At 63.0% G+C, this 12,836-nt stretch carries 13 protein-coding genes; 11 read left to right on the forward strand and 2 right to left on the reverse strand.

The features are described 5' to 3' along the window. The first annotated feature begins 12 nt into the window (after window positions 1-12). The 8 genes from NKJ67_RS22535 to NKJ67_RS22570 all read left to right on the forward strand — a co-directional run bounded on the left by NKJ67_RS22535 (window position 13) and on the right by NKJ67_RS22570 (window position 7,243). Window positions 13-1,413, forward strand: a complete 1,401-nt coding sequence (locus tag NKJ67_RS22535; RefSeq protein ID WP_352583163.1) for a pyruvate dehydrogenase complex E1 component subunit beta — start codon at window positions 13-15, stop codon at window positions 1,411-1,413. Between the two features lie 18 nt (window positions 1,414-1,431). Continuing rightward, entirely contained in the window at window positions 1,432-2,796 is a 1,365-nt protein-coding gene (locus tag NKJ67_RS22540; protein ID WP_352583165.1) for a pyruvate dehydrogenase complex dihydrolipoamide acetyltransferase, read from the forward strand. Between the two features lie 13 nt (window positions 2,797-2,809). Then, window positions 2,810-3,226, forward strand: coding sequence for a hypothetical protein (locus tag NKJ67_RS22545; protein WP_127270644.1), 417 nt, complete (start codon window positions 2,810-2,812; stop codon window positions 3,224-3,226). Then, a complete protein-coding gene (locus tag NKJ67_RS22550) occupies window positions 3,223-3,858 on the forward strand; it encodes an SGNH/GDSL hydrolase family protein (RefSeq protein ID WP_127270643.1) in 636 nt (211 codons plus the stop codon). Before NKJ67_RS22545 ends, NKJ67_RS22550 begins: the two co-directional genes overlap by 4 nt. Before the next feature lie 12 nt (window positions 3,859-3,870). Continuing rightward, window positions 3,871-5,316 carry a dihydrolipoyl dehydrogenase gene (gene lpdA / locus NKJ67_RS22555; protein ID WP_352583167.1) on the forward strand — a complete coding sequence of 482 codons (1,446 nt, stop codon included), beginning with the start codon at window positions 3,871-3,873 and terminating at the stop codon, window positions 5,314-5,316. An 89-nt stretch (window positions 5,317-5,405) separates the two neighbouring features. After that, window positions 5,406-5,663: a GlsB/YeaQ/YmgE family stress response membrane protein gene (locus NKJ67_RS22560; protein ID WP_127322932.1), complete on the forward strand. Its 258-nt coding sequence runs from the start codon at window positions 5,406-5,408 to the stop codon at window positions 5,661-5,663. A 137-nt stretch (window positions 5,664-5,800) separates the two neighbouring features. Continuing rightward, window positions 5,801-6,766 carry a lipoyl synthase gene (gene lipA / locus NKJ67_RS22565; RefSeq protein WP_127408712.1) on the forward strand — a complete coding sequence of 322 codons (966 nt, stop codon included), beginning with the start codon at window positions 5,801-5,803 and terminating at the stop codon, window positions 6,764-6,766. A gap of 12 nt (window positions 6,767-6,778) precedes the next feature. Beyond that, window positions 6,779-7,243 (forward strand): type II toxin-antitoxin system RatA family toxin, encoded by a 465-nt coding sequence (locus NKJ67_RS22570; RefSeq protein WP_292134933.1) that lies wholly within the window; start codon window positions 6,779-6,781, stop codon window positions 7,241-7,243. Here NKJ67_RS22570 and NKJ67_RS22575 read toward each other — a convergent pair. Both NKJ67_RS22575 and NKJ67_RS22580 read right to left on the reverse strand, forming a co-directional pair. After that, a complete protein-coding gene (locus NKJ67_RS22575) occupies window positions 7,240-7,722 on the reverse strand; it encodes a CinA family protein (RefSeq protein WP_352583170.1) in 483 nt (160 codons plus the stop codon). The genes NKJ67_RS22570 and NKJ67_RS22575 overlap by 4 nt on opposite strands. Further along, entirely contained in the window at window positions 7,719-8,948 is a 1,230-nt protein-coding gene (locus NKJ67_RS22580) for a bifunctional 2-C-methyl-D-erythritol 4-phosphate cytidylyltransferase/2-C-methyl-D-erythritol 2,4-cyclodiphosphate synthase (RefSeq protein ID WP_352583172.1), read from the reverse strand. The genes NKJ67_RS22575 and NKJ67_RS22580 overlap by 4 nt, the downstream gene beginning before the upstream one ends. Window positions 8,949-9,192: 244 nt before the next feature. On the opposite strand from NKJ67_RS22580, the gene dusB reads away from it, so the two are divergent. Genes dusB through ntrC form a run of 3 tightly spaced genes read left to right on the forward strand, consistent with a single transcriptional unit; the run spans window position 9,193 to window position 12,817 of the window. After that, window positions 9,193-10,221: a tRNA dihydrouridine synthase DusB gene (dusB, locus tag NKJ67_RS22585; protein ID WP_352583173.1), complete on the forward strand. Its 1,029-nt coding sequence runs from the start codon at window positions 9,193-9,195 to the stop codon at window positions 10,219-10,221. Next, window positions 10,218-11,360 (forward strand): two-component system sensor histidine kinase NtrB, encoded by a 1,143-nt coding sequence (locus NKJ67_RS22590; RefSeq protein ID WP_292562865.1) that lies wholly within the window; start codon window positions 10,218-10,220, stop codon window positions 11,358-11,360. The genes dusB and NKJ67_RS22590 overlap by 4 nt, the downstream gene beginning before the upstream one ends. Beyond that, window positions 11,357-12,817, forward strand: a complete 1,461-nt coding sequence (gene ntrC, locus NKJ67_RS22595; RefSeq protein ID WP_352583175.1) for a nitrogen regulation protein NR(I) — start codon at window positions 11,357-11,359, stop codon at window positions 12,815-12,817. The genes NKJ67_RS22590 and ntrC overlap by 4 nt, the downstream gene beginning before the upstream one ends. The last annotated feature ends 19 nt before the right edge of the window (window positions 12,818-12,836 follow it).

Below are 12,836 nucleotides of genomic sequence, written 5' to 3' on the forward strand. Positions count from 1 at the left end.
GAGGGCAAGGACATGCCGATCGAAATTCTCATGCCCGCTCTCTCGCCGACCATGGAAGAGGGCAATCTTTCGAAGTGGTTGAAGAACGAGGGCGACAAAGTCGTCGCCGGCGACGTCATCGCCGAGATCGAGACCGACAAGGCGACGATGGAAGTCGAAGCCGTTGACGAAGGCACGCTGGGCAAGATCCTGATCGCCGCCGGTACCGAAGGCGTCAAGGTCAACACACCGATCGCCGTGCTGCTACAGGACGGCGAAAGTGCCGGGGATATCGGCAAGGCCGCGGCGCCCGCCAAGGCGGAAGCGCCTGCAAAGGCAGAGGCTCCGGCGGACGCAGAGGATAAGGCGGAGGCCGCAAAGCCGGCTGCGCCGGTGGCTGCTGCTCCGAAGACGGAAATCGCCGCCGATCCGGACATTCCGGCCGGCACGGAAATGGTCTCGACCACGGTGCGCGAAGCGCTGCGCGATGCGATGGCCGAGGAAATGCGCCGCGACGGCGATGTCTTCGTCATGGGCGAGGAGGTTGCCGAATACCAGGGCGCCTACAAGATCACGCAAGGCCTGCTGCAGGAATTCGGGCCGCGGCGCGTCGTCGACACGCCGATCACCGAGCATGGCTTTGCCGGCGTTGGCGTGGGTGCGGCGATGGCCGGCCTGAAGCCGATCGTCGAGTTCATGACCTTCAACTTCGCCATGCAGGCGATCGACCAGATCATCAACTCGGCCGCCAAGACGCTCTATATGTCGGGCGGCCAGATGGGCGCGCCGATCGTGTTCCGTGGACCGAACGGCGCCGCCGCACGCGTCGCCGCTCAGCACTCGCAGTGCTATGCCGCCTGGTACAGCCACATTCCGGGCCTGAAAGTGGTGATGCCCTACACCGCCGCTGACGCCAAGGGCTTGTTGAAGGCAGCGATCCGCGATCCGAACCCGATCATCTTCCTCGAGAATGAAATCCTCTACGGTCAGTCCTTCGACGTGCCGAAGCTGGACGATTTCGTGCTGCCGATCGGCAAGGCGCGCATCCATAAATCAGGCAAGGATGTCACCATCGTCTCCTTCGGCATCGGCATGACCTATGCGGTCAAGGCTGAAGCGGAACTGCGTGGCCTTGGCATCGATGCCGAGATCATCGACTTGCGCACGATCCGGCCGCTCGATCTCGACACCATCATTGCCTCGGTCAAGAAGACCAACCGCCTGGTGGTGGTGGAGGAAGGTTATCCGCAGAACTCGGTCGGCGACCATATCGCCAACCAGGTGTCGCAGCGCGCCTTCGATTTTCTTGACGCGCCGGTCATCACCATCGCCGGCAAGGATGTGCCGATGCCTTATGCGGCGAACCTCGAGAAGCTGGCGTTGCCGAATGTCGGCGAAGTCATCGAGGCGGTCAAAGCCGTCACGTATCGCTGAACCGGGCGGGAGGACAAAATGCCAATCAACATCACCATGCCGGCCCTGTCGCCCACGATGGAAGAGGGCAATCTGTCCAAGTGGCTCGTCAAGGAAGGCGACAAGGTTTCGCCGGGCGATGTGATTGCCGAGATCGAGACCGACAAGGCGACGATGGAAGTCGAGGCTGTCGATGAGGGCACGGTTGCCAAGCTCGTCGTTCCCGCCGGCACCGAAGGCGTCAAGGTCAATGCGCTGATCGCCGTGCTCGCCGGAGAGGGCGAGGATGCGGGCGCTGCCGCGAAAAGCGGCGATGCTGCCGCACCAGCCAAAGCCGAGACGCCGAAAGCGGAGGCTCCCAAGGCTGACGCACCGAAGGCTGAGACACCCAAGGCCGAACCGGTCGCGACCGCATCCAAGGCAGATGCGGCTCCGGTTGCCAACGGCCATGCGGCTGGCGAGCGCACCTTCGCGTCGCCGCTTGCGCGCCGCATCGCGAAGGAGGCCGGTGTCGATGTGTCTGCCGTGACTGGCACCGGCCCACATGGCCGGGTGGTGAAGGCGGATGTCGACGCGGCGATTGCCGGTGGCGGTGCCCAGGCGGCGCCTGCCGCCAAGGCTCCTGCTGGCGCTCCTGCGCCTGCGGTGAAGGCGATGTCGGACGACCAGGTGCTGAAACTGTTCGAACAGGGCTCCTACGACCTCGTCCCGCATGACAATATGCGCAAGACCATTGCGCGCCGCTTGGTCGAGGCCAAGACCACCATCCCGCATTTCTACCTGACGCTCGACTGCGAGCTCGATGCGCTGCTGGCGCTGCGCACGCAGATCAATGCGGCTGCACCAGTGAAGAAGACCGATAAGGGCGACGCTCCGGCCTACAAGCTGTCGGTCAACGACATGGTGATCAAGGCTATGGCCATGGCGCTGAAGGCGGTGCCGGATGCCAATGCCTCATGGACCGAAAGCGCCATGGTCAAGCACAAGCACGCCGATGTCGGTGTTGCCGTGTCGATACCCGGTGGGCTGATCACGCCGATTATCCGCAAGGCCGACGAAAAGACGCTGTCCGCCATCTCCAACGAGATGAAGGACCTGGCCAGCCGGGCGCGCAGCCGCAAGCTGAAGCCGGAAGAGTATCAGGGCGGCACCACGGCCGTGTCCAACCTCGGCATGTTCGGCATCAAGGATTTTGCCGCCGTCATCAACCCGCCGCATGCGACCATCCTGGCGGTCGGCGCCGGCGAAGAGCGGGCAGTGGTCAAGAATGGCGAGATCAAGATCGCCACCGTGATGTCGGTGACGCTGTCGACCGATCACCGCGCCGTCGATGGCGCGCTGGGTGCCGAACTGCTGGTCGCCTTCAAACGGCTGATCGAAAACCCGATGGGCATGCTGGTCTAGGGAGGAGAGGGCGGTGCGGATATTCTTCACCTCCCTCATGGCGTTTTTCCTGTCAGGATTGGCAGGCGGCCTGGTTGCTCAACAGCTGGCGGTCGCAACCCATGCGCAGGAAGAATACATTCTGGTGTTCATGACGTCGGTGCTTGTCACCATTGCTACGACGATCATGTTTTTCATCGCGCAGCTTTTTGCGAACGCACCGACGATCATCAACTGGCTGGGCCTCTGCGCAATTGTCCTGTTCGTGCTGATCGGGCTCGGCCTGATCGGCTGGACGTTCTCTCAGCCGGTCGATAAGCGCCAGTGGGGAGGTGACCTGCCGATCGTCGCCGGCCTGGTTTTGCCGAACCTGGCCACTGTGCTGGTTCACTGGCTGTTCGTGCGCTGGCGGTTGAGGCGCGGCTCGATTAACGCACAGGTGGGCGCATGAAGACGGTTCTTTGCTACGGCGACTCGCTGACCTGGGGCTACAATGCCGAAGGTGGCCGCCACGCGCTGGAAGACCGCTGGCCGAGCGTGCTGCAGGCAGCGTTAGGCGCCGGCGTGCAAGTGATTGCCGATGGCCTCAACGGCCGCACCACGGCCTTCGACGACCATCTGGCCGGCGCGGATCGCAACGGCGCCAGGCTGCTGCCAACGGTGCTGACGACCCATGCGCCGATCGACCTGATTGTCATCATGCTCGGCGCCAACGACATGAAGCCATGGATCCACGGCAATCCCGTCGCGGCCAAGCAGGGCATCCAGCGGCTGATCGACATCGTGCGCGGTCACGACTATCCGTTCGACTGGCCCGCGCCGCAGATCCTGATCGTTTCGCCGCCTGTCGTCAGCCGTACTGAAAATGCCGACTTCAAGGAAATGTTCGCCGGTGGCGATGACGCCTCGAAGTTTTTGGCACCGCAATATGCAGCGCTCGCCGACGAGGCCGGCTGCGGCTTCTTCGACGCCGGCAGCGTGGCGCAAACCACACCGCTTGATGGCGTCCACCTCGATGCCGAAAACACGCGAAACATCGGCAAGGCGCTGGCACCCGTCGTGCGCGTCATGCTGGAATTGTGAAGGAGAAAACCCGTGGCTGAGAACTACGACGTCATCATCATCGGCTCCGGCCCTGGCGGCTATGTCACCGCGGTGCGTTCCGCGCAACTCGGCTTCAAGACGGCGATCGTCGAGCGCGAGCATCTCGGCGGCATTTGCCTCAACTGGGGCTGCATCCCGACCAAGGCGCTGCTGCGCTCGGCCGAAATCATGCACTATTCGGATCACCTGAAGGATTACGGGCTGAAGCTCGACGGCAAGGTCAGCGCCGACACAGCGGCCGTGGTCGACCGCTCGCGAAAGGTCTCGCTGCGGCTCAATGGCGGCGTTGCCTTCCTGATGAAGAAGAACAAGGTCGACGTCATCTGGGGCGAGGCCAAGCTTTCGAAGCCGGGCGAGATCGCCGTGTCCAAGACGGCCAAGAAGCCGATGGAGCCGCAGCCGCCGGTGCCGAAAGGCGTCAAGGGCGAGGGCACGTATACCGCCAAGCACATCATCCTGGCGACCGGCGCGCGACCACGCGCGCTGCCCGGCATCGAGCCTGACGGCAGACTGATCTGGACCTATTTCGAGGCCATGGTGCCGAAGGAGATGCCGAAGTCGCTGCTGGTCATGGGATCGGGCGCCATCGGCATCGAATTCGCCTCCTTCTACCGCACCATGGGCGCCGAAGTAACGGTGGTCGAGCTGCTGCCTGCGGTGATGCCGGTCGAGGATGCCGAAGTCTCGAAATTCGCGCAGAAGCAGTTCGAGAAGCAAGGCATGAAGATCATCCTCGAAGCCAAGGTGACCAAGGTCGAGAAGGGTCCCAATTCGGTCACGGCGCATGTCGAGATGAAGGACGGCAAGGTTGAGAAGATCACCGCCGATCGGATGATCTCGGCCGTCGGCGTGCAGGGCAACATCGAGGGCCTCGGACTCGAGGCGCTTGGCGTGAAGACGGAGCGTGGCTGCGTCGTCATCGATGGCTACGGCAAGACCAACGTGCCGGGCATCTATGCCATCGGCGATGTCGCCGGCCCGCCGATGCTTGCCCATAAGGCCGAGCATGAAGGCGTGGTGTGCATCGAGAAGATCGCCAATTTTCCCGGCGTGCATGCCACCGACAAGCTCAAGATCCCGGGCTGCACCTACTGCAATCCACAGGTTGCCTCGGTCGGCCTGACGGAAGCGAAAGCCAAGGCCGAGGGCAAGGATATCCGCGTCGGGCGCTTCCAGTTCGCCGCCAATGGCAAGGCCATCGCCCTTGGCGAGGATCAGGGCTTCATCAAGACCATCTTCGACAAGAAGACTGGCCAGTTGCTCGGCGCCCACATGGTGGGTGCCGAAGTGACCGAACTGATCCAGGGCTTTGTCGTGGCGATGAACCTGGAGACGACCGAGGAAGAGCTGATGCACACCATCTTCCCGCACCCGACGCTGTCGGAGATGATGAAGGAAAGCGTGCTCGACGCCTATGGCCGCGCGCTCAACGCCTGATAGATTGAAAGCGCTGCTACAGATGGAACCCGGCGGCAAGGTACTTCGTTTGCGGATGCGTTTTCACGCATCACACAAGGAGAAGGCATATGCACCTGAATGGCGTCGGCTGGATAGCAGCCATCATCATCGGCGGCCTGGCAGGCTGGTTCGCCGAAATGTTCATGAAGAGCGACACCGGCATCTTCATGAACATCGTTATGGGCATCGTCGGCGCGGTCGTGCTGAACGCCATTCTGCAGGCTCTCAATTTTGGCCCGTTCGGCGTCGGCTGGATTGCCTATCTGATCACCGGCTTTATCGGTGCCTGCCTGCTGATCTGGGCGGGGCGTCTGGTGCGCCGTTAGCATCACTGAAGAGCTGCCATGCGAAAAAGGCTGTTGCGGCATGCGCCGCGGCGGCCTTTTTCTTTGCGTTGAAAAGTCTTAGATGACGTTATGACAGCGAACGCCTGACTGGCGTCGCGAATGAACCAGGTTCCCCGATGGTCACTGTCCTCGATACGATTGCCAACGCCCCGCGCTTGCGGCATCCGGAAAAGGCGCACAAGCCTGACCAGGACGTGCTGCGCAAGCCCGACTGGATCCGCGTCAAGGCGCCGATGTCGAAGGGCTATGCCGAAACGCGCGAGATCGTCAAATCGCACAAGCTGGTGACGGTCTGCGAAGAGGCCGGCTGCCCCAACATCGGCGAATGCTGGGAAAAGAAGCACGCCACCTTCATGATCATGGGCGAGATCTGCACGCGCGCCTGCGCCTTCTGCAACGTCGCCACGGGGATTCCAACCGCGCTTGACCCCGATGAGCCGGCCCGCGTCGCGCATGCGGTCAAGCAGATGGGCCTTACCCATGTCGTCATCACCTCGGTCGACCGCGACGATCTCGCCGATGGCGGTGCGCAGCATTTCGCCGAAGTCATTCGCGCCATCCGGGCGGCAACGCCGCTGACGACGATCGAAATCCTGACGCCCGACTTCCTGCGCAAGGACGGCGCGCTGGAGGTCGTCGTGGCCGCCAAGCCCGACGTCTTCAACCACAATCTCGAAACCGTACCGTCGAACTATCTGACGGTTCGTCCGGGCGCCCGCTATTTCCATTCGATCCGGCTGTTGCAGCGGGTCAAGGAGCTTGATCCGTCGATCTTCACCAAGTCCGGCATCATGGTGGGGCTGGGCGAAGAACGGAATGAAATCCTGCAGCTGATGGACGATCTGCGGTCCGCCAATGTCGACTTCATGACCATCGGCCAATACCTGCAGCCGTCGAAGAAGCACCATCCGGTGATCCGCTTCGTCACTCCGGAGGAGTTTAAATCTTTCGAGACGATCGGCCGGACCAAGGGTTTCCTGCTGGTGGCGTCCAGCCCGCTGACGCGTTCGTCGCATCACGCCGGCGACGATTTCGCCAAGCTGCGTGCGGCACGGGAAGCGATTCTCAAGAAAACAGCTTAACCCGCTGGTTTCATGCCAAAATTCGAAGCCACCCGACGCGTATCCCATACACCCGAGCAGATGTTCGCGCTGGTCGCCGATGTTGAATCCTATCCGCAATTCCTGCCGCTTTGCGAAGCGCTGACGGTTCGCTCGCGCAAGGAGCGTGACGGGCGCACGGTTCTGCTTGCCGACATGAGCATCGGCTACAAGGCGATCCGCGAAACCTTCACGACGCAGGTGCTGCTGAAGCCCGCCGAGAACACCATCGAGGTGAAGTACATCGACGGGCCGTTCAAATATTTGAGCAACGTCTGGCGTTTCGAAGCGGACGGCGTCGGGTGCACCGTCCGCTTCTTCATCGACTACGAGTTCAAGAGCCGTATTCTGGGCGCGGTCATGGGGACCATGTTCGATCGCGCCTTCCGCATGTTCGCCGAAGCCTTTGAGAAGCGCGCCGACGTCATCTACGGTGCAGCACCCCGGGTCCAGGGTTAGCCGAGTGCTTGCAGGCCCAGCTCCAGCGCTTGCCGGACCGTTTCGCGACGAATGAAATCGCGGCCTTTGTCTGCAAAGAGCTGGTGCTCGGCGACAATCGGTCGGCCGTCCAGCGCAACCCCGAACCAGACCAGGCCGACCGGTTTTTCCGCCGAACCGCCGCCAGGCCCAGCGATCCCGGTGACCGCCAGGGTCAGCCCGGCGCGCGAACGGGCAAGCGCGCCTGCCGCCATTTCAATCGCAGTCTCGCGCGAAACCGCGCCATGCGCCCCGAGCGTGGCGGCGGAAACGCCGAGCATGTCCATCTTGGCTTCGTTGGAATAGGTGATGAAGCCACGATCGATCACGGCGGACGAGCCGGCGATGTCGGTCAACGCGGCGATGATCATGCCGCCGGTGCAGCTTTCCGCCGTTGCCAGCATAATGTCGCGTCTCTGGCAGGCTTGCAGCAGGGCATTTGCCAGCTCGTTGTGGGTCATTCCGGCACCTCGCCGGGAAACACCACGCTGGCGGTGGCGATCGCCGCAATGCCTTCCTCACGCCCGACAAAGCCGAGCTTCTCATTGGTTGTGGCCTTGATCGAGATGCGATCCGGCGTAATTGCCAGCATCTGCGAAAGGGCTGCGGTCATGGCCTCGCGATGCGGGCCGACGCGCGGCGCTTCGCAGATCAGCGTGATGTCGGCATTGGCGATGCGGCCGCCGCGCGCGCGCACCAGCCTTGCCGCATGCTCGACGAATATGCGCGACGCAGCGCCTTTCCACTGCGGGTCGGATGGCGGGAAATGCGTGCCGATGTCGCCGGCGCCGCAAGTCGCCAGCAGCGCATCGGTCAAGGCGTGCAGACCGACATCGGCGTCGGAATGGCCGGACAGCTTCTTGTCGTGCGTTATGGCGACGCCACACAAAGTGACATGGTCTCCCGGTTCGAAGGCGTGGACGTCGTAGCCATTGCCGGTACGGATGTCGGGAAAGCGCACGCGTTCGCCGGAAAGCCGCTGGTCCGCCATCGCAATATCCCGTGCCCAGGTGAGTTTGACATTGTCCGGCGAGCCCGGAACGATCTTGACCGGAATATGCGCCCATTCGGCGATCGCGGCATCGTCGGTAAAATCCGTTTTTCCCAGATGATGGGCTTTCTCGTGCGCGGCAAGAATGGGCCAGAACGGAAAACCTTGTGGCGTTTGCGCCGCGTGAAGCCCGCTGCGCGATACGGTTTCGCCAACCACGCCGGAGGCAGATTCGCGCTTCAGCGTGTCGGCGACGGGCAAAGCGGGCAACGCGCCCTCGCGCTCGCCGATGGCGGCGATGGTACGATCTATCAGGTCCGCATCGACAAACGGACGCACGGCGTCATGGATCAGAACCTGCGCCGGCGCGTGGCCTCTAAGGGCAAGCAGGCCGAGCCGAACGGATTCCTGCCTCGTCGCCCCACCCATGATGGCGGTGACGCGCTCGGCATTGGCGCCCGCCGCCTGCCGGAACAGCTCATGGTCATCGGCATGAATGGCGACGACGATCTCGCTGGTCCGCGGGTGGGCCAGAAAAATGTCCAGCGTGTGTGCAATGACGGCAAAGCCGCCAATGTGTTGATATTGCTTCGGTCCGTTGGCCTGTCCGGCGCGCGCACCACGGCCGGCCGCAACGATCACCACCGCGACCTTGCCATCCGCACCCGAAACGTGATTTTCACTTGCGTCAGTCATGCCTGTTTGGTCCTAGCGCACGATCCCGAAAAGTGTAATCGGTTTTCGGAAAGATCGTGCGCTAAGTATGAAATTCCAAAGCGTCTTTTGCGCGTCCTCGGCGACGCGCGGCGCTTTGGTCGCGGCCAAAGCCGAAGGCCAGCATTTTCCCAATTGCGCCTTAATGTGGCGTCATTCCGCGTTGCACATTGCGCCGGTTGTGGCTAGAGAATGTGCAACGAATGAAGGTGCTTGGTTTTTGTGCATGGTTAACTTGACCAAATTGGCCGCGCCGCTCGATGTCGGTGGCGTGAGAATCCGCAATCGCGTGTTCCTCGCACCGATGTCGGGGATTACGGACGAGCCGTTCCGGCAGCGTGCCCACGCGCATGGAGCGGGCCTGGTCGTGTCCGAAATGGTTGCCAGCGGCGAGCTCGCCAAGGGCAGGGCCGGTTTCAACCTGCGCATACGCCACTCCGGCCTGCCCGTCCATATGGTTCAGCTTGCAGGCCGTGAGGCGATGCACATGGCCGAAGGTGCCAGAATCGCCGCCGGTGAGGGGGCCGACATTATCGACATCAACATGGGATGCCCGGCCAAGAAGGTCACCGGCGGTTATGCGGGTTCGGCATTGATGCTGGACCTCGACCACGCACTGTCGCTGATCGACGCCGTTGTCGGCGCGGTCGAGGTGCCAGTGACGGTCAAGATGCGGCTTGGCTGGGACGAAGGCGCGCTCAATGCGCCGATGCTCGCGCGCCGCGCCGAACAGGCCGGCGTCAGCATGGTGACCGTGCACGGCCGCACGCGTTGCCAGTTCTACCGGGGCAAGGCCGACTGGCGCGCCATCGCCCGCGTCAAGGAAGCCGTGTCCATCCCGGTCGTCGCCAATGGTGACGTCTCTTCGCCGGCGGAAGCGGCCGACATTCTCGATCAATCGGGTGCCGACGCCGTGATGATCGGCCGTGCCCATTATGGCGCGCCCTGGATCGCAGGCGGCATTGCGGCCGCAGCGACCGGCGAGGCGACGCCAAACATGCCACGGGACTCGACAGCGGTCGCCGACTACATCGTGGCCCATTATGAGGACATGCTGGCGCTCTACGGCGCCGAAAGCGGCCTGCGCCAGGCGCGCAAGCATCTTGGCTGGTATCTTGATCGGCATGCTGGCGGCGTCGCCGACGACAGCCGAAAGGCCATACTGACTGCATTCCAGCCCGCACGCGTCATTGCCTTGCTGCGCGATGTGTTTTCGCGCGATCCGCAACCCTTGAACCTGCGGAGCGCCGCATGAACGCCGCCGCCGGCCAGGGCGCTGAAATGGCGGATGCCGCCCAGATCGTGCTCAACACCATCCGTCGCCCGGTGATCATGATCAGCGAGGAGGGGTTCATCACCTTCGCCAACGCCGATGCGGAAGACTTCTTTCGCTCGAGCGCGACCATGCTGGCGCGGAACACGCTGTCAAAACTCATTCCCTTCGGCAGCCCGCTGCTGACGCTGGTCGATCAGGTGCGCGAGCGTCGGGCTCCGGTCAACGAGTATCGGGTCGACGTGTCGTCGCCGCGTCTCGGCATCGAGAAGGTCGTCGATCTCTACGTCGCGCCGGTGCCGGAATATCCGGGCTCCGTCGTGGTGATGTTCCAGGAACGGTCGATGGCCGACAAGATCGACCGGCAGATGACGCATCGGGGTGCCGCACGTTCGGTGACCGGTCTGGCGGCGATGCTTGCCCATGAGATCAAGAACCCGCTCTCAGGCATCCGGGGCGCGGCCCAACTGCTTGAACTGTCGGCTTCCGACGAGGACCGTGCGCTGACGCGGCTGATCACCGACGAGACGGACCGCATCGTATCGCTGGTCGATCGCATGGAGGTGTTTTCCGACGAGCGGCCGATCGATCGCTATCCCGTCAATATCCATGTCGTGCTCGACCATGTGAAGGCGATTGCCAAGAACGGTTTTGCCAAGAAAATCAAGATAATGGAGGATTATGATCCTTCATTGCCTCCGGTGTTTGCCAACCGCGACCAGCTCATCCAGGTGTTCCTCAACCTGGTCAAGAACGCTGCCGAGGCGATCGGCAGCGACCCGCAGGGCGAGATCGTGCTGTCGACCGCCTTCCGGCCGGGCATCCGTGTTTCCGTTCCGGGCACGCAGGACCGCGTGTCGCTGCCGCTGGAATTCTGCGTGCGCGACAATGGCTCCGGCGTCTCCGAAGACATCCTGCCGATCCTGTTCGACCCGTTCATCACCACCAAGCCGAACGGCTCCGGGTTGGGTCTTGCGCTGGTCGCCAAGATCGTCGGCGAGCATGGCGGCATCATCGAATGCGAATCGACGCCGCGCGGCACCACATTCCGCATCCTGATGCCGGCCTGGAAAGAAGCGCCAAACGGCGCCGATGATGACGGCGAAGGAGACCTCAAATGACCGTTCGCGGCAATATTCTCGTCGCCGACGACGACGCGGCGATCCGCACCGTCCTCAACCAGGCGCTTTCACGCGCCGGTCATGAGGTGCGCGTCACCTCCAACGCTTCGACGCTTTGGCGCTGGGTGGCGGCGGGCGAGGGCGATCTGGTCATCACCGATGTGGTGATGCCGGACGAAAACGCCTTCGACATGCTGCCGCGCATCAAGAAGGCCAGGCCGGAGCTGCCGGTTATCGTCATGAGCGCCCAGAACACATTCATGACGGCGATCCGCGCCTCCGAAACTGGCGCTTACGAATATCTGCCCAAGCCGTTCGACCTGACCGAACTGCTCAACATCGTCAACCGGGCGCTTTCCGAGCCGCGTCGGCCAAAGATCGATGCGCGGCCGGAAGAACAGCCGGACGCGATGCCGCTGGTCGGCCGCTCGGCGGCCATGCAGGATATCTACCGCATGCTGGCGCGCATGATGCAGACCGACCTGACGGTGATGATCTCGGGCGAATCCGGCACCGGCAAGGAGCTGGTGGCGCGCGCGCTGCATGAATATGGCCGCCGCCGCGGCGGCCCCTTCGTCGCCATCAATATGGCGGCGATCCCGCGTGACCTGATCGAATCGGAACTGTTCGGTCACGAGAAGGGTGCCTTCACCGGCGCGCAGAACCGCTCGACCGGCCGCTTCGAGCAGGCCGAAGGCGGCACGCTGTTCCTCGATGAAATCGGCGATATGCCGATGGAGGCGCAGACGCGTCTGCTGCGCGTGCTGCAGCAGGGCGAGTACACCACGGTCGGCGGACGCACGCCGATCAAGACCGACGTGCGCATCGTCGCTGCCACCAACAAGGATCTGCGCACGCTGATCAACCAGGGGCTCTTCCGCGAGGATCTTTTCTATCGCCTCAACGTCGTGCCGCTCCGGCTGCCGGCGCTGCGTGAGCGCTCCGAGGATGTGCCGGACCTCGTCCGCCATTTCTTCAAGCTCGGCGAAATGGAAGGCCTGCAGACCAAGCGCATTTCTTCCGGCGGCATCGAGTTGATGAAGCGCTATCCGTGGCCGGGCAATGTGCGCGAACTGGAAAACCTGGTTCGCAGGCTCGCCGCGCTCTATTCGCAGGACGAGATTTCCGCCGAGATCATCGAGGCGGAGCTCAAGACCGGCGAACGTCCGGTGGTGCCGGGTGGCGGCAATCTGATCCCCGACGATTTGTCGATCGGGCAGGCGGTCGAGCACTTCCTGCAGCGCTATTTCGCTTCCTTTGCCGGCGAATTGCCGCCGGCGGGGCTTTATCAGCGCATCCTGTCCGAGGTCGAGTTTCCGCTCGTCCTGGCCTCGATGACGGCAACGCGCGGCAACCAGATCAAGGCTGCGGAACTGCTGGGCTTGAACCGCAACACGCTGCGCAAGAAGATCCGCGAGCTCGGCGTCAACGTCTACAAAGCATCGCGGCAGGGCTGAGCCTTGATCTGAGCCCGCG

It is taken from the genome of Mesorhizobium sp. M0088, from assembly GCF_040322895.1.
Lineage (GTDB): Bacteria > Pseudomonadota > Alphaproteobacteria > Rhizobiales > Rhizobiaceae > Mesorhizobium.

Bases quoted from the DNA above. Each gene is read 5' to 3' on its own strand.
- NKJ67_RS22535 (WP_352583163.1), top strand. From the start codon at position 13: ATGCCGATCGAAATTCTCATGCCCGCTCTCTCGCCGACCATGGAAGAG.
- NKJ67_RS22540 (WP_352583165.1), top strand. From the start codon at position 1,432: ATGCCAATCAACATCACCATGCCGGCCCTGTCGCCCACGATGGAAGAG.
- NKJ67_RS22550 (WP_127270643.1), top strand. From the start codon at position 3,223: ATGAAGACGGTTCTTTGCTACGGCGACTCGCTGACCTGGGGCTACAAT.
- NKJ67_RS22560 (WP_127322932.1), top strand. From the start codon at position 5,406: ATGCACCTGAATGGCGTCGGCTGGATAGCAGCCATCATCATCGGCGGC.
- lipA (WP_127408712.1), top strand. From the start codon at position 5,801: ATGGTCACTGTCCTCGATACGATTGCCAACGCCCCGCGCTTGCGGCAT.
- NKJ67_RS22570 (WP_292134933.1), top strand. From the start codon at position 6,779: ATGCCAAAATTCGAAGCCACCCGACGCGTATCCCATACACCCGAGCAG.
- NKJ67_RS22575 (WP_352583170.1), bottom strand. From the start codon at position 7,722: ATGACCCACAACGAGCTGGCAAATGCCCTGCTGCAAGCCTGCCAGAGA.
- NKJ67_RS22580 (WP_352583172.1), bottom strand. From the start codon at position 8,948: ATGACTGACGCAAGTGAAAATCACGTTTCGGGTGCGGATGGCAAGGTC.
- dusB (WP_352583173.1), top strand. From the start codon at position 9,193: ATGGTTAACTTGACCAAATTGGCCGCGCCGCTCGATGTCGGTGGCGTG.
- NKJ67_RS22590 (WP_292562865.1), top strand. From the start codon at position 10,218: ATGAACGCCGCCGCCGGCCAGGGCGCTGAAATGGCGGATGCCGCCCAG.
- ntrC (WP_352583175.1), top strand. From the start codon at position 11,357: ATGACCGTTCGCGGCAATATTCTCGTCGCCGACGACGACGCGGCGATC.